The organism is Lentzea californiensis, from assembly GCF_024648825.1.
GTDB classification, from domain to species: domain Bacteria; phylum Actinomycetota; class Actinomycetes; order Mycobacteriales; family Pseudonocardiaceae; genus Lentzea; species Lentzea californiensis.
This window is the reverse complement of sequence record NZ_JANBBE010000013.1, coordinates 185569-209867: the sequence shown is the minus strand read 5'-3', so window position 1 is coordinate 209867 and position 24299 is coordinate 185569. Positions and strand designations below refer to the sequence as shown.

The following is a 24299-nucleotide window of genomic DNA, read 5'->3' as shown; positions in this document are numbered from 1 at the left end:
GTGAGCAAGCCGAATCTCGCCGCACTGTCGTCCGCCGGTGTCTCGATCTGGCTGGACGACCTGTCCCGCGAGCGACTCACCAGCGGCAACCTCGACGAGCTGATCCGCGACTGGAACGTCGTCGGCGTGACGACGAACCCGACGATCTTCGCGGGCGCCCTGTCCAAGGGCGAGTCCTACGACGAGCAGATGCGTGAGCTGTCGTCGCGCGGCGCCGACGTCGAGGCGACCATCCGCGAGGTCACCACGACCGACGTGCGCAACGCGTGCGACAAGTTCCGCGACATCTACAACTCGACCGGTGGTGTGGACGGCCGCGTCTCCATCGAGGTCGACCCGCGCCTGGCGTTCGACACGGACAAGACCGTGGCCGAGGCGCAGGACCTGTGGAAGACCGTCGACCGGCCGAACCTGCTGGTGAAGATCCCGGCCACCGAGGCGGGCATCCCGGCCATCACCAAGGTGATCGCCGAGGGCATCTCCGTCAACGTGACGCTGATCTTCTCCGTCGAGCGGTACGAGAAGGTCATGGAGGCCTACGTCGCGGGCCTCGAGCAGGCCAAGGCCAACGGCCACGACCTGCGTTCGATCCACTCGGTCGCGTCCTTCTTCGTGTCCCGCGTGGACACCGAGATCGACAAGCGGCTCGACGCGATCGGCACGGACGAGGCGAAGGCGCTCAAGGGCAAGGCCGCTCTCGCCAACGCGTGGATCGCCTACGGAGCGTTCGAGAAGACGTTCCAGGGCGAGCGCTGGGAGGCTCTCAAGGCGGACGGCGCGCACGCGCAGCGTCCACTGTGGGCGTCGACCGGCGTGAAGGACCCGAGCTACTCCCCCACCCTCTACGTCGACCAGCTCGTCGTCGCCGACGTCGTCAACACGATGCCGGAGAAGACGCTGCGGGCGGTCGCGGACGCGGGCAAGATCACCGGTGACACGGTCACCGGGCGCGCTGCCGAGGGCCAGGAAGTGTTCGACCGGCTCGCCGCCGTGGGAATCGACCTCCAGGACGTGTTCGTCGCGCTGGAGACCGAGGGTGTCGAGAAGTTCGAGAAGTCCTGGGAAGAGTTGCTCGAGACGGTGAAGAACCAACTGGCTCAACTGAAGGGCTGATACCCAAGTGACCTCCGTCGAAATCGTGAGGTCACCGAACGCCGACCAGGTCAGCACCATCGCTGCTGACCTGGTCGCGGATTCGGTGCCGAGCAAGCTGACCGCGCAGGACCCGACCCTGTGGGGGCCGGAAGCCGAGTCCGAGGCGAGCATCCGCCTCTCCTGGACGACGTTGCACGAGTCGTCCCGTGCACTGCTCCCCGAACTCGTGGCGCTGCGCGCCGATCTGCACGCCGAGGGCGTCGACCGCGTCGTCCTCGCCGGAATGGGTGGCTCGTCGCTGGCACCCGAGGTGATCACGCGGACCGCGGGCGTCCCGCTGGTCGTGCTGGACACCACCGATCCCGCCCAGGTCGCCGACGCTCTCGCCGGTGACCTCGAGCGCACGGTGATCGTGGTGTCGTCCAAGTCCGGTGGCACTGTCGAGACCGACAGCCACCGCCGGATCTTCGAGAAGGCCTTCACCGACGCGGGCATCGACGCCGCGTCGCGCATCGTGGTCGTCACCGACCCCGGCTCGCCGCTGCAGAAGGCGTCCGAGGAGGCGGGCTACCGCAAGGTGTTCCTGGCCGATCCCAACGTGGGTGGCCGTTACTCGGCGCTGACGGCGTTCGGCCTGGTGCCGTCCTACCTCGCCGGCGCCGACGTCGAGTCGCTGCTGGACGACGCGGCCGAGGTCGCGAAGGTCGTGTCGCAGGACTCCGTCGACAACCCGGCCGTGATCCTGGCCGGCGTCTTCGGTGCCGCGCACGCCCACGGTGCCGAGAAGATCATCTTCGCCGACACCGGGTCCGGCATCGCCGGGTTCGGCGACTGGGCGGAGCAGCTCATCGCCGAGTCGACGGGCAAGAACGGCACCGGCCTGCTGCCGGTCGTCGTCGAGGGTCCCGGCGCTCCCGGTTTCGTGGACGCGCGATCGGATGCCACGACCGTCGCGATCGGACCGGCCACCGGATCGGCGAACATCGCGGTCGAGGGCAAGCTGGGCGCGCAGTTCCTGCTGTGGGAGTACGCGACCGCGCTCGTCGGCCGGGTGCTCGGCATCAACCCGTTCGACCAGCCCGACGTCGAGGCCGCGAAGAAGGCCTCCCGCGCACTGCTGGACGCGCCGGCCGCCGTGGCCTCTACGCCGTCCTTCGTGGACGGACCGGTCGAGGGGCACGGCACCGACTGGGCGCCGCGCAAGGTCAGCACCGTCGCGGAAGCGCTTGCGGCGATCGTTGAAGTGGCGCCCGAGCACGGCTACATCTCGGTTCAGGCGTACTTGGACAGGATCGACGACGCGTCGTTCGAGCTGCTCCGTGCGGAGATCGCGAAGAGGACGCACCTGCAGACCACGTTCGGCTGGGGTCCGCGCTTCCTGCACTCGACCGGCCAGTACCACAAGGGCGGTCATCAGAACGGCGTGTTCATCCAGATCACCGGCGAGTCCGGTGACGACCTGGAGGTGCCCGGCCGTCCCTACACGCTGGCGCAGCTGCAGCTCGCGCAGGCGCTCGGCGACGGTCAGGTCCTGGCCGAACACGGTCGCCCGGTGCTGCGTCTGCACCTCGAGGACCGCATCTCCGGCTTGGCCCAGCTCGTCGAGGCAGTCCAGGAGGACGGCTCGTGACCACATCCGCCAAGTGGCACAACCCGCTGCGGGATCCGCGCGACAAGCGCATGCCCCGCATCGCGGGCCCGAGCGCGCTGGTCATCTTCGGTGTCACCGGTGACCTGTCGCGCAAGAAGCTGATGCCCGCGATCTACGACCTCGCGAACCGGGGCCTGCTGCCGCCGGGCTTCGGTCTGGTGGGCTTCGCCCGCCGCGACTGGGCCGACCAGGACTTCATGAAGGTCGTCCACGACGCGGTGAAGGAGCACGCGCGCACGCCGTTCAACGAGGCGGTCTGGGCGCAGCTCGCCGAGGGCATCCGCTTCGTGCAGGGCACGTTCGACGACGACGCGTCGTTCGACAACCTCGCGTCGTGTCTCGCGGCTCTGGACGCCGAGCGCGGCACGGGCGGCAACCACGCGTTCTACCTGTCGATCCCGCCGGGCGCGTTCCCGACGGTGGTCAACCAGCTCAAGCGCGCGGGCCTCGCCCAGACGGCTCCCGACCAGTGGCGCCGCGTCGTCATCGAGAAGCCGTTCGGCCACGACCTGAAGTCCGCCAAGGAACTGAACCGCACGGTCAACGAGGTCTTCCCCGAGGAGTCGGTGTTCCGCATCGACCACTACCTCGGCAAGGAGACCGTGCAGAACATCCTGGCGCTGCGGTTCGCGAACCAGCTGTACGAACCCATCTGGAACTCGAACTACGTCGACCACGTGCAGATCACCATGGCCGAGGACATCGGTCTCGGTGGCCGCGCGGGCTACTACGACGGCATCGGCGCGACGCGCGACGTCATCCAGAACCACCTGCTGCAGCTGCTCGCACTGATCGCGATGGAGGAGCCCGTCTCCTTCAAGCCGTCGGACCTGCGGGCGGAGAAGGTGAAGATCCTCTCGGCGACGCGTCCCGCGGAGCCGTTCGAGGAGACCACCGCACGCGGTCAGTACACCGGTGGCTGGCAGGGCGGCCAGAAGGTCCCGGGTCTGCTGGAGGAGGGCGGTTTCTCGCCCGAGTCGAAGACCGAGACGTTCGGCGCCATCACCTGCGAGGTCAACACCCGCCGCTGGGCCGGGGTGCCGTTCTACCTGCGCACCGGCAAGCGCCTGGGCCGTCGCGTCACCGAGGTGGCCGTCGTGTTCAAGCGGGCGCCGCACCTGCCGTTCGACGACACGGCGACCGAGGAACTGGGCCAGAACGCCCTGGTCGTCCGCGTGCAGCCGGACGAGGGCGTGACGATCCGGTTCGGGTCGAAGGTGCCGGGCAACACGATGGAGGTCCGCGACGTCACGATGGACTTCGGTTACGGCCACTCGTTCACCGAGTCGTCGCCGGAGGCCTACGAGCGGCTGCTGCTGGACGTCCTGCTCGGCGAGCCGTCGCTGTTCCCGAAGAACGACGAGGTCGAGCTCTCCTGGGAGATCCTCGACCCGATCCTCGACTTCTGGGCGCGCAAGGACGAACCCGCTCTGGAGAAGTACAAGGCCGGGACCTGGGGCCCGCCGTCGGCGGAGACGATGACCTCCAGGACCGGAAGGCAGTGGAGGCGTCCGTGATCATCGACCTGCCCTCGACCACCACCTCCCAGATCAACTCGCGGCTCGTCCGGCTGCGGGACGAAGGCGGTGCGACGACCCTCGGTCGCGTGCTGACCCTGGTCATCGTGACCGAGGACGGCCAGCGCACCGACGCCGCGATCGACGCGGCGAACGACGCTTCGCGCGAACACCCGTGTCGCGTGATCGTCGTGGCCCGCGGTGCCCGTCAGGCGGCACCTCGCCTGGACGCGCAGATCCGCGTCGGTGGCGACGCCGGAGCCTCGGAAGTCGTTGTTCTGAGGCTTTATGGCGAACTGGCCAAGGAAGGCGCCTCGTGCGTCATGCCGCTGCTGCTGCCGGACACCCCGGTCGTGGCGTGGTGGCCGTTCGACGCACCGGTCTCGCCGTCGAAGGACCCGATCGGCCAGCTCGCGCAGCGTCGCATCACCGACGCCGCGGCCGAGAAGAACCCGATCAAGGCCCTGGAGTCCCGGCGGGCGCACTACGCGCCGGGCGACACGGACCTGGCGTGGACGCGTCTGACGTTGTGGCGCGCCATGCTCGCCTCGTCGCTGGACCTGCCGCCGTACGAGAAGGTCGTGGACGCCGAGGTGACCGGCGAGGCCGACTCACCGTCCACCGATCTGCTCGCCGCGTGGCTGACGGACCGGTTGAAGGTTCCGGCCAAGCGCTTCAAGGCGACGTCGGGTGAAGGCATCGTGGAGGTGCGGCTCGGCCGTCCCTCCGGTGCCGTCGACCTGCTGCGCCCGGACGGCAAGGTCGGCACGCTGACCCAGCCCGGCCAGCCTTCTCGCCGGGTGGCGCTGCAGCGTCGTTCGGTGCGCGACTGCCTCGCCGAGGAACTGCGCCGGCTCGACCCCGACGAGGTCTACGCGGCGGCGCTGAAGTCGCTCGCGAAGGTCGTGAAGGGCCGCACGCCGTCACCGAAGGACGAGGCTCCCGCCGCCCCGGTCGCGGAAGCCACCAACGGTTCCGCTCCCAAGAAGTCGAAGGCGAAGGCCGGTTCGTGAGCAACCCGCAAGTCGTGGTGCACCGCGACGGCGACCTCCTGGCCGCCGCCGCGGCGGCCCGCCTGGTCACCCGCATGGTCGACGCCCAGGCCGCACGCGGCTACGCGTCGGTCGTGCTGACCGGCGGCCGCACCGGCACCGCGGTCCTGGAACACCTGAACCGCAACGCCGCGCGCGACGCGGTGGACTGGTCCAAGGTCGACCTCTACTGGGGCGACGAGCGGTTCCTGCCCTCCGGGCACGCGGACCGCAACGAGACCCAGGCACGTGCCGCACTGCTGGACCACGTCCCGGTGGATCCGTCACGCGTGCACGTGATGGAACCGTCGGACGGCGAGTTCGGCGATGACCCCGAGGCCGCCGCCGAGGCCTACGCCGCACTGCTGGCGTCGGTGGCCAGGCCGGAGGACCACGGCGACGTGCCCACGTTCGACGTCTGCATGCTGGGCGTCGGCGAGGAGGGGCACGTGGCGTCGGTGTTCCCGGACTCGCCTGCCGTGCACGAGAAGGAGCGGACGGTCGTGGCAGTGCGCAACTGCCCGAAGCCACCGCCCACGCGCGTGTCGCTGACGCTGGCGTCGGTGCGCTCCGCGCAGGAGGTCTGGCTGATGACCACCGGCGAGGCCAAGGCCGCCGCGGTGGCCATGGCGCTGGACGGTGCCGGCGAGGTGCGCCTGCCCGCCGCCGGTGCCACCGGTCGCCGCCGGACGTTGTGGCTGCTGGACACGGCGGCCGCTTCGGCGGTGCCGGCCTTGTTCAAGCCACCGCTGTCCTGATGTTCCGGCCCCCAGGCTTCGGCCTGGGGGCCTTTTTTGTTTGTGGAGCCTGCTGATGCGGTGCGCGCACGACGGGTGCGAGGCCGGCATCCGCGCCCTGCTCGGTCTGGTTGGCTGGGGAGGTCAACCGAGGGGGTCGAGTTGCACATCCGGGACGTGCTGGCCGAAGACGCGCCGGCGATCCAGCAGATCAACCGCGAGGCACTGGGCTATGAGTTTCCCCTGCCCGGCACGCGGGCCCAGCTGGAACGCATCATCAAGGCGCCCAACGTGCTGCTGCTCGTGGCCGTCGACGGCGCCGACGTGCTGGGCTACATCCAGCTCAGCGACTACGAGAACACCTACCACCGCCCGCTGAAGAACCTGATCACGCTGGCCATCTCGCCGCGGCACCAGCGCCGGGGCGTGGGCAAGGCCCTGCTGACCGCCGGCGAGGAGTGGGCGCGGGCCGACGGTGCCCGCGGGGTGCGGCTCGTGACCGGAGCGAACCGGGTGCACGCGCGCGAGTTCTACGCGGCCAACGGGTACGAGGTCCGCAAGGAGCAGACCAACCTGATCAAGTGGTGGGCCTGACCGGCCTCTTCAGCGGTCTGTGCGCGGCGCGACCTCGGCAACCTCGGAATCCGCGTCGCTCACTCCCCGGTCCCGTCCACCAACTCCTCCATCACCCGCACCGGCAAAGACGGGTTCGCCGCCGCGGCCCCGGCCGTGAACTCACTCCCCAGCAACTCCACGATCACCGCCACCGGCAGGTGCGGATGCGCGGCCGCGAAGTGGCGAGCCTGAGCATCCTCCAAACACAGCACCAAGGTCTCCCCCGAAGCACACGGATGCCGCGCAACGGCCCGACAGGTCTTCCGAACCGAAGCAGCCCGCAAGACCATGTGGTGCAACAACTCTGCAGGACACAACGGATTCAGCGCGACCCGGGGGTAAAGCCGAGCACCGTGCCGCGAAGCCAGTTCCCACAGCTGCGGCACCGTCACCGAAGGATGGACGACAACGGCACCGGCGACACCCGGATCGTCGTCCAGCACCAGGCAAGCGAGAACATCCGGCGGCAGATCCGCACGCAACGCCACCATCAGCCGCACCTGGGCGACAGGAGACGCGGCCAAAGCCCGAAGCTCCGCAGGAGAAGCGGAAGCGATGCGAGGCACCGGATCGGGACCGATGCGCGCGGCCGGGGCCAGTTCCTCCAGCAGGTACAGCGGGATCGCCGGGTTGCGCAGGAGCACGAGGCGCAGGGCGCGGGTTCCCGTGAGCTGGCGTAGGACCGCAACGGGGATGGCCGGGTTGGCGGCCAGTTGCGACAGGATGCCGGGTTCGAGTTCCGAGGCGAGCTGTTCGTAGACGCCGGCGGGCAGGTCGGGGCGTCCGGCCAGGAAGTAGCGGGACGCGTGGTGCGGCAACAGGTCCGCCGCCACGGCGGGCGGGGTCGCGGGGTTGGCCGCCAGTTCGCGGGCCAGGGTGCCGGACTGGAGCCGCGCCAGCACCGAGGCGGGTGTGTGCGGGCTGGAAGCCAGTGCGCGCAGCACGTCGAGGCTCGGGTGGCGGCTCAGCGACTCGGCCAGGGTGGGCGGCAGGGCGTGGAACAGGACCAGTTCGGCCACCACCTCCGGCTCGGGGTCGCGGGCCAGCAGGGCGACCACGTCGGCGGGCAGGGAGCAGGCCGATTCGGGCAGGCGGGTGCGGACGGACGGGTCCGGGTGGAACGCGAGTGCGCGGGTCAGGGCGGGGTCGGCGTCGGCGCGGCCGGTCAGCACCAGGGCCACCGATTCATTCGCGATCGGTACGTCCGCTGGAGCGACCATCCCGTTCTCCAGCAGCTGGTACACGGCCGAGGAGTCGCCGTGTGCGAGCAACGCGCGCACGTGCTCCGGTGTCAGATCTGCGCGATCGGCCAGTTCCGCGGCCAGGCCGGGGCGGGTGACCAGGCGGTCGAGCAGGTAGCCGGGCAGCGCGGGGTTCGACGCCAGGCCCTCCAGTACAGCGTTCACCAATCTCCCTGGTAACACGGCAGGCATTCCCCCCGACAACGCGTATCATCCCCAATCGCGTTGAGTAGCGGGGGTTTTGTGGCAAACGGCAGTGCGAAGCGACGTCCCACCATCGGGATGATCACCGCTGGCCCGCTCATCGAGCTCGCGGGCGAGCAGTGGCGTGGTGTCAGCGACGGGGCTCAGCGCCTCGGGTGCGACCTCGTGTGCTTCGTGGGCAGTGAACTCGATCATCCCGATCCGCTCAAGCGTCGTGCGAACACGGTCTACGACCTCATTTCGCCGAACCGCATCGATGCACTCGTGGTGTGGACTACGCGCGTGGGGCAGCTCATCGGCTCCGATGGCATGCAGGAGTACGTGAAGCGGTACGCGCCCATGCCCATCGTGAGCGTGGAGACAGGCCTTGCCCAGTGGCCAACGATCTCGATGGACAACCGTGACGGCATGAAGCAGGCCGTCGACCACCTCGTCGAGGTGCACGGCAAGCGCCGGATCGCGTTCGTCCGGGGGCCCCAAACGCATGCGGGCGCCCGCGAGCGGTTCCTGGGTTACGCGGATTCGTTGCGCAACCACGGAATCCCGTTCGACCCCTCGCTCGTCACGATGCCCGGTTCGTTCATCTGGGAACCCAACCGCGCCGCCGAGGCCGTGCGCAAGATGCTCGCGCGGATCGAGGAACCGCCGGACGCCATCGCCGCCGCGAACGACGACTACGCGATCGGGGTCGTGTCCGCGCTGGAGGAGCTGGGTTTCCGCACGCCGGAGGACGTCGCCGTCGTCGGGTACGGCAATCACACGAACGTCCGCACGCACGACCTCGGCTTCGGCACGGGAAGTCCGGCGGCGAGGGTGCGGCGCGAGGTGCACGCCGACGCGGCGACACCCGCGTTCACCACCGTCAGAGCACCGTTCCACGAGATGGGGTTCCGGGCGGCCGAGCTCGCGGTGGCGCTGGTGAGGGGCGAGCCCACGCGCCGGCGGCAGACCATGCCGACCGAACTGATCGTGCGCCGGTCGTGCGGCTGCCTGCCGTCCGGGCTCGGCGACCACGCGCCCGCGCACGACCGGCTGAGCATCAACGAGTCCGCGACCGCGTCCACCGTGGCCGACCACCTGCGCGACTCACTCGGGCAACCCGCCGCGAAGCTGCCGGAGGGGTGGGCCGAGCAGCTGGTCGTCGAGCTCATGGCGGCGGGCCGCGGCGAGGTCGAGGGCGCGGAGTTCCTGAAGCTGCTGGCCGAGTACATCCGCGGGAGCGCACGCGCCGGGTGCGAACCGGCGCAGTGGTGGCCACCGCTGTTCGACCTGCATAGGTTCGTGACGGCCCGCATCAGCGACGCGACGATCATCAACGACCTGTGGCTGCGCGTGCAGTTGCTCCTGGGCGATGCGTTCGCCGCGGACGCACGGTTCAAATACCTGTCGCACGAGCGTCACGACCAGACGGTGCGTGAAGCAGGGCAACGGCTCATCGCGTCACGGGACGTGGACGAGCTGACGAGCGCACTGGCCGACGAACTCCCCCGCCTGGCCATCCCCGGCTGTCACGTCATGGCGTACGACACTCCAGGCACGGCGCGCGCGCTCGTCCGGTACGAGCACGGTGAACTCATGACCCCGCCGGACACACCGTTCCCCACCATCAACCTGACGCCGTACCAGTTCCGGCGCGACGCCCCGTTCAACGCCCTGATCGCCCCGCTGCACACCGACGAGGACCACCTCGGGTACGTGATCTTCGAGGAGGGTCCGGAGCCCGGCTGGATCTACGAGGCCGTGCAGCAGCAGCTCAGCAGCGCGTTGCGCAGCATCAGGCTGATGCAGGAGCTGAAGGACGCGCGCGCACGGCTCGAAGAACGTGTCGGCGAGACCGAGGCGCAGTTGCGGCATGCACAGAAGATGGAGGCCATCGGCCGGTTGACCGGTGGCATCGCGCACGACTTCAACAACATCCTCACGGTCGTGAACGGCAACAGCGAGATGCTGCTGCGCCGCACCCTTCAGGACGATCCGAGGCGCGCGGCGATCGAGGACATCAGGCACGCCGGCGAACGGGCCGCGAACCTGACGAGGCAGCTGCTCGCGTTCACCCGCCAGCAGGTCCTGCACCCGGAGTCCCTGGACCTCAAGCACAACCTCACCCAGGTCCACTCGATGCTGCGCACGCTCGTCGGCGACCACATCGAACTGGAGATGCACCTGCCCGACGGCGTCGCCCAGGTGTGGGCGGACGCGGGCCAGGTCGAGCAGATCCTGTTCAACCTCGCGGTCAACTCCCGCGACGCCATGCCCGACGGCGGCACGCTGAGGGTCTCGATCGCGGACAGGAAGCTCGGCGGCGGCGACACCGGGCGGATCGTCGGCGTGCGGCCTGGCGAGTACGTCGTCATGCGCGTCCAGGACACCGGCGCCGGCATGGCCCCGGACGTGCAGGCGCAGGTGTTCGAGCCGTACTTCACCACCAAGCCGGTCGGCAAGGGCACGGGTCTCGGCCTGTCCACGGTGTTCGGCATCGTGCAACAGTCCGGCGGCCAGATCGAACTGAGAAGCGCACTGGGCGAGGGCACGACCGTGGAGGTCTATCTGCCCGTGCCGCACGATCGCGACGGCAGACCTGAAGCGCCGTGCGCGCGGCGCCCCACCACTCACCGGGGCGCCGGCACCGTGCTGCTCGTGGAGGACGACGCGCAGGTGCGGGTCATGACCCGGCGCTCGCTGGAGATCGCGGGCTACGCGGTGATCGAGGCGGGCGACGGCCAGGAGGCGCTGCAGCTCGCCACCGCGCACCGCAGCACCATCGACCTCGTGCTCACCGACGTCGTGATGCCGAAGATGGGCGGCCCGGAACTCGTCCGGCTGCTGCGCTCGACCGGTGCCGCGCCCGCCGTGATCTACATGTCCGGCTACACGACCGACGAGGTCCTCGACGACGAGGTGCTGATCACCAAGCCGTACGTGGAGTCCGTGCTGCTCGAACGCGTCCGCGAGGTGCTGACTCAGGACGCCTGAGCGCGCTTGGCGAGCACGGCGCGGATCGTCTCGTCCAGCGTCTCCAGCCGGAACGGCTTCTGCAGGTAGTCGGCGATCTCGTGTCCCGCGAACCGCCGCTCCAGCGACGTGCGGTCGTAGCCGCTGGTCAGCACCACCGGCACGGTCAGGCCCTCGCGCTTCAGCTCCGCGAGCACCTCCTCGCCGGACAGGCCCGGCATGCTGTGGTCGAGCAGCATCGCGTCGATCTCGGTGGACCGCCTGCGCAGGATCGCGATCGCCTCGGTGCCGTCGATGGCCTGCAGAACGGTGAAGCCCAACTCCTCGAGCAGGCTCACGGTGTACCTACGCACGGGGTCCTCGTCCTCGACGACGAGCACCAGCCCAGCCAGCGACATGCGGGCAAGTATGCCGGAAACTATTCGTGTCCTCAGCACCAGGTCACCGTCTATTTTTGACAATCTTTCACGAACTGCTCCATCAGTGTGAGCTGGGCCATTTGGATCACACCATTGGTTGAGGCTCTGCGCTAACCTTCGCGCACCGCTGCCGCGCCACGCTGAGAAAGAGGCACCAGGAAAGGCCAACTCCATGCGTAAAGCGACGGCAGCAGCCGCTCTGGCTGTGCTGTTCACATTGTCGTCAGCACCCGCACACGCCGCGACGATTCCTTCGGAGCGCGTGACGATCGACGTGGTGACGGTGAACGGTTCCGGGTGCAAACAGGGCACCGCCGAAGTGATCGTCTCACCGGACAACACCTCGTTCTGGGTGATCTACAGCGACTATCTCGCCCAGGCGGGCAAGGGCGCCGGTGCGACCGAGTTCCGCAAGAACTGTCAGCTGACCCTGCAGGTCAACGTCCCGCAGGGCTTCTCGTACGGCATCGCCGAAGCGACCTACGGCGGCTACGGGTACGTCCGGCCCGGCGCCGTCGGGCACCAGTCGGTGAATTACTACTTCCAGGGTCAATCGGCCACCACGACGTGGAAGCACACGTTCAACGGGCCGTTCGACGACAACTGGTCGATCACCCACCGGACCGAGTTCTCCGAGATCGTCTGGGCCCCGTGCGGCGAGAAGAAGAATCTCAACATCAACAGCGCCCTGCGTGTCGACAAGGGTACCTCGGACGCCAATACAAACAGTTTCATGACCATGGACTACCAGCGCGGAGAAGTGCGGACACTGCACCACTTCTCGTGGAAGCGCTGCTGATTTCCTGAAAAGGCCGCCGCCACCCGAGTCCAACCGCCGCCACCCCTCCCAGCGAGACGCGTTTGGAAAGGTGCCTCATGCTCAACGCGGTTGCCGCTGCCCTGCTGACCTCGGCCATCATCATCCCTCCCGGCGCGCCCAACGAGACGCCGCCGCCCGACCACATCACCATCGACGTCGTGACCGTCAACGGCTCGGGTTGCCCGGCGGGCACGGCGGCCGTCGCGGTGTCCCCGGACAACAAGGCGTTCACGGTCACCTACAGCGACTACCTGGCCCAGATCGGCGTCGGTGCACGGCCGACCGACTTCCGCAAGAACTGCCAGCTCAACCTGCGGGTCAACGTCCCGCAGGGCTTCACCTACGGCATCGCCCAGGCCGACTACAGAGGGTTCGCCCATCTCGAACGCGGGGCGTACGCCGTCCAGAAGGCCAACTACTACTTCCAGGGCATGTCGCAGAACGACTCGGCCTCACACCGGTACAACGGCCCGCACAGCGACGGCTGGCAGGCCACCGACCAGACCGAGGTCGCGGCGATCGTCTATTCGCCGTGCGGCGAGAAGCGGAACTTCAACATCAACACCGAGCTCCGCGTCTACCCCGGCTCGTCCAACACGGCCACGACGACCAGCTTCGTGTCGATGGACTCCACGGACGGTGCGATCGACACGACCTACCAGTTCAGCTGGAAGACATGCCCGTAGTAGTGCTGTGACTACCGCACGCGCTCGCACGAGCGTGTGCGGTAGCACATATGTGAGCCGACAGCCGTACAGATTCGCGTGTGACGACGTCTTACCCCCATGACGGGGCAGGTCGGGGTAAAGGGGCAGCCAATGCCATCCGCCGCATACGCGCAGTACGGTGAGGATCGCAAGGCTCACAGGGGAGGTCGGATACTGACCACGACGCTGCTCCCGGCCAGACGGCCGGCGACGACTGCGGCCGGCTCGCGCTGGCCGCTCAGCGGTGACTACCGTCAGGTCCTCGCCGACCTCGCGCTGATCTTCTTCGCGGCGCTCGACGTCTGGCTGTACGGGTTGTGGCTCGAAGCCGACCCGATCACGGACCTCCCGCCGATCGAGAACTACCAGCTGTGGCTCAACTGGCTCGCGGTCGGCGCGCTGGTCCTGCGCCGCCGGTTCCCGTTCCTGACGCTGGTCCTGACCATCCCCGGCTTCTTCGTCGGCTGGTCGCAGCTCGCCGCGATGATCGCCCTCTACACGGTCGCCCGCCGCTACATCGGCGGCTGGCAGACGGGCCTCGCGGCCGCGCTGGTGTGGCTCTGCCGGTTCGTCGCCTGGCCGTTCGAGGAGCTGATCGAACGTCCCGCGTCGGGTCACTTCCACTCGGCGATCTACGGCTTCCTGGTGGCGGGCCTGCCGATCGCGATCGGCCTGCTGGTGCACGCGCGGCAGGAACTCTCCGACCGCATCTCCGAACTGGCCGAGTCACGCGAGAGAGAGCGTGTGCTCCACGCGCACGCCATCCGTGCCGACGAACGGGCAAAGCTCGCCCGCGAGATGCACGACGTCGTGTCGCACCAGGTCAGCCTCATCGCGATGCAGGCCGGCGCACTTCGCATGTCCGTGGTCGACGCCGAGCACAAGCAGGTCGCCGGCACCATCCGCATGTTGTCGACGCGCACGCTCGATGAACTGCGTCAGCTCGTGTCCGTCCTGCGCACCACGGACGACACCCAGCCGAGCCTCGACGAACTGCCGGAACTGGCCGCCGACGCGGGCTTCGAGGTCAGCATCCAGCTCAAGGGTCCCGTCGAGGACCTCTCCGCACCGGTGTCCGGCGCCGTCTACCGGACGGTGCAGGAGGCCCTGACGAACATCCGCAAGCACGCCGTGGGCGCGAGCGCGACGGTGTTCATCGACGCCCAGTACGACGACAACGTGCTGGTCGAGGTGCGCAACACCGCCGCGTCCAGCCCGTCGTCGACGCTGCCCAGCGGAGGCCACGGCCTGGTCGGCCTGCGCGAGCGCGCCGCGTTGCTCGGCGGCGAGTTCTCGGCGGGGCCGACCGAGGACGGCGGCTTCCTGGTGTCGGCTACGTTCCCGAGGGAACGCGTCATCACCGACTGAACGGGTTGTCGCGTTCGGCAGCGGTCAGGCGCGCCTGGAGGCCAGTGACGCGCTCAGCGCCGCCGCCGCGCCGAGAACACCGCAGGTGAGCGCGACGGACATCGTCGGCTCGTGCTCGAGCAGCACCGACACCAGCAGCCACACGGCCAGCCCGAGGCCGAGGCCGAGCGGCACCGACGCGATCACCGCCGCCATGCCGGTCTGCCGCCGCCGCAACACCCGCAGGTTCGACTCCAGGTACGCGAACGTGAACAGCAGCAGCAACGCCGAGCCGGTGCCCATGAGGCTCAGCCACGGCGTCCGGCTGGACTTCAGCAGGAACGGCGGCTGCTCGTCGACCTGGGCCGTCACGACGCCACCGATGATCCACCTCGCCGCGCCCGGCAGCACGAACCCCTCGGGCGTGCGCTGCGGCACGTCCGCGAGCGGAACTCCGGCCGCCGTCACGACGAGATGCGTGCCTTCGACCTTCACGGGGTCCGCGAGGTCCATCTCGACGATCGTCGAGGGCGGGTTGCCGGTCGCCACGAACGGGACAACGGCCATCGCGATCAACGCGAGCGCCGCCACCAGCCACAACGCCCACGGCGTCGACGGCGGCTTGATCACCTGCGAGGCCGGCACCAGCGTGCTGCTGCCGCTCAGGCGCGCGGCGGGGACCGGGTCGACCAGCGTGGCCCGGATCCGCTGGCCCGTGAGCGTGACCGTCTCGCGCTCCGGCACGGGCCGCAGCGACGGACGTGTGGACGACGACGACACCTGCGGTGCGAGGTGCACGGGGATGCCCAGGCGCACGAGCCAGTCCGGACCGAACAGGTGGCCCGCCGCGCCCGCCAGGTCGATCGCGAACGTCTCGGCGTTGCGGTAGCGCGCGTCGGGCTCCCGCGCGATGCTGCGCATGACCACGCCGGCCAGGGGTTCCGGCACGTTCGGCAACGGCCGCGGGTCCTGGAACACCCGCTTCTGGATCATCGCGATCGGGCCGCCGCCGCGTTCGAACGGCAGGTCGCCGCAGAGCAGTTCGTAGAGCATCGTGCCGGTCGCGTAGACGTCGGCCGCGGGCGACAGTGCGTTGCCCATCGCCTGCTCCGGCGCGATGTAGGCGGGCGTGCCGAGCACCGCGCCGCCGTGCGTCACGAGCGTCGCGCCCTCCGACACCACCTGGGAGATGCCGAAGTCCGCCACCTTCACCACGCCGTTCGAGGTGAAGAGCAGGTTCTTGGGCTTCACGTCGAGGTGCAGCACGCCGGCCTCGTGCGCCGCGTGCAGCCCGGACAGCGCCGCCAGCACGATCCCGCACGACTGCTGCGCGGTCAGGCCGTCGCCGGCGAACCGCGACCAGACGGTGCCGCCGTCGAGGCGTTCCATCACGAGCAGGTGCTCGCCCTGCTGCCGGACGTAGTCGTAGACCGGGACGATGTGCGGGTGGTCGAGGCGCGCCAGCAACCGCGCCTCGTGCTCGAAGCGCTCGCTCATCCGCGGGTCCTCGGCCACGGCGTGCGGCAGCCGTTTGATCGCCACGGGACGCCCCAGCTGACGGTGCACGCCGCCGTAGACGACACCCATGCCGCCCTCGCCGATCTGGTCGCCGACGGCGTACTGCGGCAGGGCGGAGACCACACTGGACAGAGTCACCGTTGGATCCTCACGGTATCCGCATCCATTGAGGACGGTGGCTTCTCGCCCGGATGCGGTGTCACGTAGCCAAGAACGAACGCGGCCGCCGCGGCGCCGATGATGAACGGGATCTCGGCCGTGGGCGACGGCGCCACCAGCCGCAGCACCGACAGCGAGATCACCGCGATCAGCCCGGTGCCGATGCCCGCGGGCAGGAACCGCATGGCCCGCTGCCACCGGTTCGCGGGCAGCCTCCTGCGCGCCAGTGCGATCAACGCCCCCGCCCACGACAACGCCGTCAGCACGAGCACGCCCAGCCCGAACGCCCCGTAGACCGACCAGAGCGAGCCCCGGACGTCACCGGTCGTCTCGACGGACGCGATGCTCTCGCGCTGGACGTCGATGACCTCGACCGTGACCGGAAGGAGACCGATCGCCTGCGAGCCGAGGTCGGTCGGCTCCAGCGGGAACGAACGGGTCTCCGAGGACCTCGCCGGCACGTCGAACGGAACCGTTGTGTCGTAAGCGAAGAAGGTCAACGCCAGCGCGGTGCCACTGATCCGCACGGTCTTCACGCGCTGCAGGGTGTTCGTGTTGTTGCGGACCGTGACCGAGACCTTGGCGGTCCGCGACGGGTCCAGCACCAGGTTCCCTACTCCAACCGGCCTACCGTCCACATCGGCCTCGAGGATCACAGACCCGTCCTGTGCGAAGGCCGCGGAGGGAAGCAGCATAATTCCGCACCACAGCAGTAAACCTGCACCGGCCATGCGACGTCTCACTAGCGCACCTTAGGTTCGATCCGGGGAGTTGGAATGCGGTCTTTAGGTCTACTCGTGGCTGTAGCAGCCGGTGTTACGGTGCTGGTCGCCACACCTGCGGCCGCACAGCAGCAGACGTCGGTGACCGCGAACCCGACCAGCGGTCCCGCGGGCTCCACCGCGACCTTCAGCTGGTCAGGCTTCTACAGATGCAAGGGCACTGTCCGCATCGGCTGGGCCGGAAGCGTACTGGCCACCGCGCCGTGGTCGGCTAACGGTTCGGTCACCGCGACCATCCCGGCCGGAAGCAAGGTGGGCACCTACACCTTCACCGCGAGCGACGAGTGCCAGCACCTCGCGCGCAACCAGTTCACCGTGACTCCGCCGCCTCCGGTCATCACGACCCGGCCGCCCGTCACCACGCAGCCGCCCGTCACGAACCCGCCGGTCACCAACCCGCCCGTGACGACCCGTCCCCCGGTCGTCACGACCAGCACCACTCCCCCGGTGACCACGACGACGACCACGACCACCGCGGACTCGTCGACCCCGCCCTCCTCCTCCACGACCGACGCGCTCACGAACCCCGACGACGGCGTCCTGGTCCTCGACAAGGACAACATCCAGCCCGGTGACGACCTGACCGCGACCGGCACCGGCTGCCCCAAGGGCGCGAACGTGACGCTGAGGTCGCTGGGCCAGGACGTCGGCCGGACCACGGCCGACGAGAACGGCGGCTTCACGTCCCCGGTGAAGTTCGCGAACATCGAGCCCGGCCGCCACAAGGTGCGCGCGGAGTGCGGCATCGTGCTCGTGGGCAACGTGGACGTGACGCTGTCGAGCTCGTCCCAGGGCACGACCAGCACGCTCGTGGTGCTGTTGTTCTTCTTGCTCGTGGGTGCCGCGATGCTGCGCCGTCAGTTCTCCGGCCTGAGGCGATAAGCAGAAACGCGAAAGGCCCCCTCTCCGCAGAGGGGGCCTTTCGCGTGATTACCGAAGATCTGAGCCCTTACGGCTCTTCGCGCTGGCGGCGCAGCTTGGCGAGAGCCTCTTCGAGGATCGCCTCGCCGTCCGCGTCGGAGCGCCGCTCCTTCACGTACGCAAGGTGCGTCTTGTACGGCTCGTTGCGCGGAGGCGCGGGTGGCGTCTGCTCGTCACGACCTGCCGGCAGGCCGCAGCGCGGGCAGTCCCAGTTCTCCGGCACATCCGCTTCCATCGCGAACGAGGGCCGGGACTCATGACCGTTCGCGCACCAGTACGACACCCGACGACGGGGCGCGGACTCGCCGCGCTCCGATTCGCCCATCGGGCCTGCGCCGACGCGGGTACCGCGAATCGCGTTACCACCGGACATCGACCGTTACACCCCCACCAAGTGGTTACTCCAAGCCCCGGAGGGCTTCTGCCGCTGAACGGTTGATCAGGCTCCGGGGAGCTTGATCAGCAGCCCGATGCCCACGATGGCGATGACCCAGACCGCACCGACGAAGAGCGTCAGGCGGTCGAGGTTCTTCTCGACCACGGAGGACCCGGACAGACTCGACTGCATACCGCCGCCGAACAGCGAGGAAAGGCCGCCACCACGGCCGCGGTGCAAGAGCACGAGCAGCACCAGGAGCACGCTGGAGACGATCAACAGGATCTGCAGGAACAGGATCATTTCTTCCTCGCTGTCAGGCAGCCGACGCCATAGAGTACCTGTTCGACTGCCGAACGTGTGCAACCAGTGGGGTTATGGGTTTAGCCAGATCAACTTAGGGTAGAGGCCCGCCGGCAGCCAATGCGCACAGCTTGGTGAATTCGTCGGCCTGAAGGCTGGCACCGCCGACAAGAGCGCCGTCGATGTCCTTCTGCCCGATGAGGTCGCCGATGTTCGAGGACTTCACCGAACCGCCGTAGAGCACCCGGACGACCGCCGCGGTCTCCTCGCCGTACTTCTCCGCGACGAACGAGCGGACCAGCGAGCACACCTCCTGCGCGTCTGCGGACGACGCGGTGCGACCGGTACCGATGGCCCACACGGGCTCGTAGGCGAACACGATCTTGGCGACCTGCTCGGCCGTGAAGCCCTTGAGGCCGTCCTCCAGCTGCTGGCGCACCAGCTCCAGGTGGCCCTTGGCCTCGCGGACGTCGAGCTTCTCGCCGAAGCAGAAGATCGGCGTGACCTCGACCTTCAGCGCGGCCTTGACCTTGGCGTTGACGATGGCGTCCGTCTCGCCGTGGTACTCGCGCCGCTCGGAGTGCCCGACGACCACGTAGTGGCAGCCGAGCTTCTTGATCATCGGGCCGGACACCTCACCGGTGTAGGCGCCCGAGTCGTGCTGCGAGATGTCCTGCGCGCCGTACTTGATCAGCAGCTTGTCGCCGTCGACCAGCGTCTGGATGCTGCGGATGTCGACGAACGGCGGAAGAACGGCGACCTCGACCTTGGCGAAGTACTTCTCCGGGAGGGAGAAAGCGATCTTCTGCACGAGGCCGATCGCCTCGAGGTGGTTGAGGTTCATCTTCCAGTTGCCCGCGATGAGCGGGAGACGGGCTGCCATCAGGACTCCAAAACGCTGATGCCGGGGAGTTCCTTGCCCTCGAGGTATTCAAGGGAGGCGCCGCCGCCGGTGGAGATGTGCGAGAAGCCGTCCTCGGGCAGACCCAGCGCACGCACCGCGGCAGCCGAGTCGCCGCCGCCGACGACGGTGAACGCGTCGGACTTCACGAGCGCCTCGGCGACGGCACGGGTGCCACCGGCGTAGGTCTCGATCTCGAAGACGCCCATCGGGCCGTTCCAGAACACCGTCCTGGCGTCGGCGAGCTTCGACGCGAACAGCTCGCGCGACTTCGGGCCGATGTCGAGGCCCATCTTGTCGGCGGGGATCGAGTCGGTGCCGACGACGTCGTGCTCGACGTTGCCGAACTCGGCCGTGACCAGCACGTCGACCGGCAGCACGAGCTCGACGCCGCGCTTCTCGGCCTCGGCGAGGAAGCCCTTCACCTGGTCGAGCTGGTCGGACTGCAGCAGCGACGTGCCGACCTCGTGGCCCTGGGCCTTGAGGAACGTGTACGCCATGCCGCCGCCGACGAGCAGCCGGTCGACCTTGGCCAGCAGGTTCGCGATGACGCCGAGCTTGTCGGACACCTTCGCGCCGCCGAGCACCACGACGTACGGGCGCTCCAGGTCGTCGGTGAGCTTCTTGAGCACCTCGAGCTCGGCCTCGACGAGACCGCCGACGTACGCGGGCAGCTTCTGCGCCACGTCGTAGACCGAGGCCTGCTTGCGGTGCACGACACCGAAGCCGTCGGACACGAACGCGTCCGCGAACGACGCCAGCTCGTCGGCGAGTGCCGCACGCTCCGCGTCGTCCTTCGAAGTCTCACGGGCGTCGAAGCGGACGTTCTCCAGCATCACGACGCCACCGTCGGTGAGCGCGCCGACCACGGACGTGGCGGACGGGCCGACCAGGTCGCTCGCGAGCGCGACCTCGGTGCCGAGCAGCTCACCGAGACGAGCCGCGGCCGGGGCCAGGGAGAACTGGGGGTCCGGCTCGCCCTTGGGGCGGCCGAGGTGAGCGGTGACGATCACGCGGGCACCCGCGTCGGCGAGTGCCTTGATCGTCGGCACCGACGCGCGCACGCGGCCGTCGTCGGTGATCTTGTCTCCGTCGAGGGGGACGTTCAGGTCGGCGCGCACCAGGACGCGCCGACCTGCGACACCCTCGGCGAGCAGGTCGCTGAGAGTCTTCACTGACTGTCCGCCCCTGCTCAGATCTTGGAGGCGACGAGCTTGACCAGGTCCGCGAGGCGGTTGGAGTAGCCCCACTCGTTGTCGTACCAGCCGACGACCTTGACCTGGTTGCCGATGACCTTGGTCAGCGGCGCGTCGTAGATGCACGAGTGCGGGTCGGTGACGATGTCGGCCGACACGATCGGGTCCGTCGAGTACTTGAGGATGCCGGCCAGCGGGCCCTCGGCGGCGGCCTTGTACGCGGCGTTGACCTCGTCGACGGTGACCTCGCGCTTGAGCGTGACGGTCAGGTCGGTGGCCGAGCCCGTGGGGATCGGCACGCGCAGCGCGTAGCCGTCCAGCTTGCCCTTGAGCTCCGGCAGCACCAGGCCGATGGCCTTCGCGGCGCCCGTGGAGGTCGGGACGATGTTCAGCGCGGCGGCGCGGGCACGGCGGAGGTCGCTGTGCGGCGCGTCCTGCAGGTTCTGGTCCTGCGTGTACGCGTGGATCGTGGTCATGAGGCCCTGCTCGATGCCGAAGCTGTCGTTCAGCACCTTGGCCAGCGGCGCGAGGCAGTTCGTGGTGCAGGACGCGTTCGAGATGATCGTCTGCGAACCGTCGAGCTTCTCCTCGTTCGCGCCGATGACGACGGTGAGGTCCTCGTTCTTGGCCGGCGCGGAGATGATGACCCGCTTGGCGCCGCCCTCGTCCACGTGCGAGCGGGCCTTGGTGGCGTCGGTGAAGAAACCGGTCGACTCGACCACGACGTCGACGCCGAGGTCCTTCCAGGGCAGCTTGCCCGGGTCGCGCTCGGCGAGGGCCTTGATGACCTTGCCGTCGACGGAGATGCCCTCGTCGGTGACCTGCACGTCGGCGTCCAGACGACCGAGGATGCTGTCGTACTTCAGCAGGTGGGCCATGGTGGCGACGTCACCGAGGTCGTTGAACGCGACGATCTCGATGTCGTGGCCGCCGGCCCTCACGGCGCGGAAGAAATTGCGCCCGATCCGACCGAAACCGTTGACACCTACACGAACCGTCACGACTGACTCCTTGCGTTCAGCTTGGCAGGAACAAGTCCACCCTATCTGCCGAACTGCGTCCCTGGTCACAGGGATAGTGAGTATCTCTTGATCGAGACAGAAAAATGGCCCCTGACTAGGCCGTTCGGCGGCGGAGCGCGCGGAGCATCCAGAGGTACGCGCTCAGCTCCTCCGCGGCCTCCGCCGCGGTGCGGCAGGCCTCCGGACCGGTCTCCTCCGCGTCCCTGCCGACCACGGCCGCGATGCGGGCGAGCCACTCGTCCACGACGGGCCGGTCCCGGGGCGGCACGAGCGACGCCGCGGGGTCCACCGGTCTGTCCTTCGTTGTCATGAACCGATCCTGGCGACGTCCGGGAGGACCGTTCAATACCCCGAAACAGCGGGTGTTACGGACCGTTACGCGCCGGTACGGTCAATGGTCATGACGGCCACCGCCGCCTGCGTGACATGTGGAGACCCGCTGCCCGAAGCGGTCGCGGGCCGACGCTACTGCTCCAACGCCTGCCGTCAACGCGCCTACCGCGAACGCAGCTCGGCACGCGACGACTCCCCGCCCGACTCGGCTCTGCCGGCGCCATTGGACACGTTCGTGGGCCGCCGCGAGGAGCTGGCCTCACTGGCCCGCACCGAGACGAGACGTCTCGTCTCGTTGGTCGGCCCCGCGGGCGCCGGCAAGACCAGGCTGGCCGTTCAGCACGCAGGCAGACGCGCCGACCAGACGTGGTGGGCGGCGCTGGCACCGGTGTCCGACGTCGTCCAGGCCGTCTACACCGCGGTCGGCGCGCACCCGTTGCCGCACCGCTCCGTGCTCGACGCGGTGATCGCCGAGGTCGAACGGCACCGGCGGCCGTTGCTCGTGCTGGACAACTGCGAGCACCTGCTGGCCGACGTGGCCGACGTGGTGTCGGAACTGCTCGCGTGCTGCCCGCGGCTGCGCGTGCTCACGACGTCGCGGGAGCCCCTTCGCATTGCGGGAGAACAGGTCTTCGCGGTCGGTGAGCTGGAGCTGCCGCCCGCGGAGGCCGACGTCGCCGAGGCCCTGCGCCACGACGCCGTGGTCCTGTTCCGCGATCGCGCGGTGTCGGTGGACCGCTCGTTCGAGGTGGACGCCACGAACGTCGCCGACGTCGTCGCGGTGTGCCGTTCGCTGGACGGCATGCCGCTCGCGATCGAACTGGCCGCACGGCGCACCACCGTGCTCTCCCCCGCCGACATCCTTGCCCGGCTGGGCGACCGCCTCGCGTTGCTGACCGGAGGGCCGCGCGCCGCCGACGACCGGCACCGCACCCTGCGGACCGCGATCGGCTGGAGCTACGACCTGCTGTCCGAGGAGGAGCAGGCGGCGTCGCGCAGGCTCGCCGTGCTGGGCGTGCCGTTCGACCTCGGCGTGGCGAGCGCGGTCTGCGGTGTTCCCGACGCCCTGGAGCTGCTGACCGGTCTCGAGCAGAAGTCGCTGCTGGTGGTCGAACGGGCCGGCGGCCACACGACGTTCCGCCAGCTCGAATCGGTCCGCCTCTACTGCCACGAGCGCGCTGTCGCGTACGCCGACATCTCTCTCGTGGCCGACCGTGTCGTCGAGTGGGTGTGTTCGGTCGTGGAGCCGGAGATCTCGTCGTTCTTCCCATCGCCGTCCGTCGTGCTGCGCCTGGACCGCAACGCCGGCCTGCTCGAACTCGCCGTGAAGCGCACAGCGGAGACCCGCGACTGGCCACGGCACGCGCTCACGATCGTCGCGACGGCCTGGACCTCGACCCCGCGAGGCCCGCGCGGCGCCCCCACCGAACTGCTGCACCAGGCGCTGTCCCGGCCGATGCCGCAGGTATACCGCAGCGTTCTCGCGGTCCTGGCGGCGATGCACCACCGCGTGCGCGGCGGCTGGCACGTGACCCGCCGGTTCGCCGAGGAGTCGCTGGCGATCGAACGCGCCGAGGCCCGCCGCCCCGGCACGACGGCCCGCGCGCTGGAGGTGCTCGCGTCCGCCGAGGCCCACACCGGTGACCCGGAACGGGCCTGGCGGCTGTTCGACGAGGCCGCCGCACTCCTGCACGAGTCGGACGACAAGCTCGCGCGCGCCATCCTGCTGAACTCCTACGGCTGGACACTGGTGCAGAACGGCTTCGCGGACCGGGCGGCTCCGCTGGTCGGCGAGGCGCTGACGCTGACCCGGCTGATCGGCCTGCCGCACATGCTGAACCCGGTGCTGCACACCGCGGGCGCGATCGCGTTGGCGCGCGGGAACCACGCCGAGGCGGTCGACCTGTTCCGCGAGAGCCTCGAAGTGGGTGCCGAACACCCGGTCGACCAGTACTACGACCTGGAAGGGCTCGCGCTGGGCCTGATAGGCATGGGTTCCGACGACGAACGCGCCCTCTCGCTGCTCGTGTCCGCCGCCGCCGTCCGCACCCGCTACGACTTCCGCGCCGAGCCGTACTGGCAAGCCCTGCTGGACGAGGCGCGGGCCGTCTGCCGCGAGCGGATCGCGGCAGGGCGCCTGCGCGCCGCAGAGTCGACGGGCGAGCGGATGTCGTTCACGCAGGCCATTTCCTACGCCCTGACCGCGCAACCGCACACCGGGGACGACGGGCTGATCTCCGCCCGCGAGCTGCACGTGGCGACGCTGGTGGCGGAGGGCCTGACGAACCGGCAGATCGGGCAACGGCTCGGCATCTCACCGCACACCGTTGCCCGGCACGTGACGCACGCCCGGTCCAAGCTGGGGCTTCGGTCGCGGTCCCAGCTCGCCGTCTGGGCGGGCCGCCAGACGCCGTGAGGGCCCGCGGCCTGATCCCCAGGTCGCGGGCCCTCA

22 protein-coding genes are annotated in these 24299 nt (G+C 69.2%); 12 read left to right on the top strand and 10 right to left on the bottom strand.

The window, feature by feature from the left end; genetic code table 11:
• The 6 genes from tal (at position 1) to LX88_RS35770 (ending at position 6625) form a co-directional block, all read left to right on the top strand.
• A complete protein-coding gene (tal, locus tag LX88_RS35795) occupies positions 1-1113 on the top strand; it encodes a transaldolase (RefSeq protein WP_258952195.1) in 1113 nt (370 codons plus the stop codon).
• A gap of 25 nt (positions 1114-1138) precedes the next feature.
• Positions 1139-2725 (top strand): phosphoglucose isomerase-related protein, encoded by a 1587-nt coding sequence (locus tag LX88_RS35790; RefSeq protein WP_258952194.1) that lies wholly within the window; start codon positions 1139-1141, stop codon positions 2723-2725.
• A 50-nt stretch (positions 2726-2775) separates the two neighbouring features.
• Positions 2776-4263, top strand: a complete 1488-nt coding sequence (zwf, locus tag LX88_RS35785; RefSeq protein WP_258952248.1) for a glucose-6-phosphate dehydrogenase — start codon at positions 2776-2778, stop codon at positions 4261-4263.
• Positions 4260-5276, top strand: a complete 1017-nt coding sequence (gene opcA, locus LX88_RS35780; RefSeq protein WP_258952193.1) for a glucose-6-phosphate dehydrogenase assembly protein OpcA — start codon at positions 4260-4262, stop codon at positions 5274-5276. Before zwf ends, opcA begins: the two co-directional genes overlap by 4 nt.
• Positions 5273-6052: a 6-phosphogluconolactonase gene (gene pgl / locus LX88_RS35775; RefSeq protein ID WP_258952192.1), complete on the top strand. Its 780-nt coding sequence runs from the start codon at positions 5273-5275 to the stop codon at positions 6050-6052. The genes opcA and pgl overlap by 4 nt, the downstream gene beginning before the upstream one ends.
• Before the next feature lie 141 nt (positions 6053-6193).
• Complete coding sequence (locus LX88_RS35770) at positions 6194-6625, top strand: GNAT family N-acetyltransferase (RefSeq protein WP_258952191.1); 432 nt, start codon at positions 6194-6196, stop codon at positions 6623-6625.
• 59 nt (positions 6626-6684) lie between these two features.
• Here LX88_RS35770 and LX88_RS35765 read toward each other — a convergent pair whose 3' ends face one another.
• Complete coding sequence (locus LX88_RS35765) at positions 6685-8052, bottom strand: hypothetical protein (protein WP_258952190.1); 1368 nt, start codon at positions 8050-8052, stop codon at positions 6685-6687.
• A gap of 117 nt (positions 8053-8169) precedes the next feature.
• On the opposite strand from LX88_RS35765, the gene LX88_RS35760 reads away from it, so the two are divergent.
• On the top strand, positions 8170-11064 hold the full coding sequence (locus tag LX88_RS35760; protein ID WP_258952189.1) for a substrate-binding domain-containing protein: 2895 nt from the start codon (positions 8170-8172) through the stop codon (positions 11062-11064).
• On the opposite strand, the gene LX88_RS35755 is transcribed toward LX88_RS35760, so the two are convergent.
• On the bottom strand, positions 11052-11441 hold the full coding sequence (locus LX88_RS35755; protein ID WP_258952188.1) for a response regulator: 390 nt from the start codon (positions 11439-11441) through the stop codon (positions 11052-11054). The genes LX88_RS35760 and LX88_RS35755 overlap by 13 nt on opposite strands.
• 283 nt (positions 11442-11724) lie before the next feature.
• Between LX88_RS35755 and LX88_RS35750 the strand changes: the two genes are divergently transcribed.
• From LX88_RS35750 to LX88_RS35740, 3 genes are all read left to right on the top strand, one after another.
• Positions 11725-12261, top strand: coding sequence for a DUF4360 domain-containing protein (locus LX88_RS35750; RefSeq protein ID WP_258952187.1), 537 nt, complete (start codon positions 11725-11727; stop codon positions 12259-12261).
• Between the two features lie 77 nt (positions 12262-12338).
• Entirely contained in the window at positions 12339-12968 is a 630-nt protein-coding gene (locus LX88_RS35745) for a DUF4360 domain-containing protein (protein WP_090067024.1), read from the top strand.
• Between the two features lie 132 nt (positions 12969-13100).
• Positions 13101-14357: a sensor histidine kinase gene (locus LX88_RS35740; RefSeq protein ID WP_258952186.1), complete on the top strand. Its 1257-nt coding sequence runs from the start codon at positions 13101-13103 to the stop codon at positions 14355-14357.
• A 24-nt stretch (positions 14358-14381) separates the two neighbouring features.
• Here LX88_RS35740 and LX88_RS35735 read toward each other — a convergent pair whose 3' ends face one another.
• Positions 14382-15992 (bottom strand): serine/threonine-protein kinase, encoded by a 1611-nt coding sequence (locus tag LX88_RS35735; protein WP_258952185.1) that lies wholly within the window; start codon positions 15990-15992, stop codon positions 14382-14384.
• A complete protein-coding gene (locus LX88_RS35730) occupies positions 15989-16618 on the bottom strand; it encodes a hypothetical protein (RefSeq protein WP_258952184.1) in 630 nt (209 codons plus the stop codon). The genes LX88_RS35735 and LX88_RS35730 overlap by 4 nt, the downstream gene beginning before the upstream one ends.
• Positions 16619-16810: 192 nt before the next feature.
• On the opposite strand from LX88_RS35730, the gene LX88_RS35725 reads away from it, so the two are divergent.
• A complete protein-coding gene (locus LX88_RS35725) occupies positions 16811-17677 on the top strand; it encodes a hypothetical protein (RefSeq protein ID WP_258952183.1) in 867 nt (288 codons plus the stop codon).
• A 67-nt stretch (positions 17678-17744) separates the two neighbouring features.
• Here LX88_RS35725 and LX88_RS35720 read toward each other — a convergent pair whose 3' ends face one another.
• The 6 genes from LX88_RS35720 to LX88_RS35695 form a co-directional block, all read right to left on the bottom strand.
• On the bottom strand, positions 17745-18089 hold the full coding sequence (locus LX88_RS35720; RefSeq protein WP_090067021.1) for an RNA polymerase-binding protein RbpA: 345 nt from the start codon (positions 18087-18089) through the stop codon (positions 17745-17747).
• A 66-nt stretch (positions 18090-18155) separates the two neighbouring features.
• Positions 18156-18395, bottom strand: coding sequence for a preprotein translocase subunit SecG (gene secG / locus LX88_RS35715; protein WP_089958273.1), 240 nt, complete (start codon positions 18393-18395; stop codon positions 18156-18158).
• A gap of 94 nt (positions 18396-18489) precedes the next feature.
• Entirely contained in the window at positions 18490-19278 is a 789-nt protein-coding gene (gene tpiA, locus LX88_RS35710) for a triose-phosphate isomerase (protein ID WP_093601265.1), read from the bottom strand.
• Positions 19278-20471, bottom strand: a complete 1194-nt coding sequence (locus tag LX88_RS35705) for a phosphoglycerate kinase (RefSeq protein ID WP_258952182.1) — start codon at positions 20469-20471, stop codon at positions 19278-19280. The genes tpiA and LX88_RS35705 overlap by 1 nt, the downstream gene beginning before the upstream one ends.
• A 17-nt stretch (positions 20472-20488) precedes the next feature.
• Positions 20489-21493 (bottom strand): type I glyceraldehyde-3-phosphate dehydrogenase, encoded by a 1005-nt coding sequence (gene gap, locus LX88_RS35700; RefSeq protein ID WP_090013980.1) that lies wholly within the window; start codon positions 21491-21493, stop codon positions 20489-20491.
• Positions 21494-21608: 115 nt separating this feature from the next.
• Positions 21609-21824: a hypothetical protein gene (locus LX88_RS35695; protein WP_258952181.1), complete on the bottom strand. Its 216-nt coding sequence runs from the start codon at positions 21822-21824 to the stop codon at positions 21609-21611.
• Between the two features lie 90 nt (positions 21825-21914).
• Between LX88_RS35695 and LX88_RS35690 the strand changes: the two genes are divergently transcribed.
• Complete coding sequence (locus tag LX88_RS35690) at positions 21915-24263, top strand: ATP-binding protein (protein ID WP_258952180.1); 2349 nt, start codon at positions 21915-21917, stop codon at positions 24261-24263.
• The last annotated feature ends 36 nt before the right edge of the window (positions 24264-24299 follow it).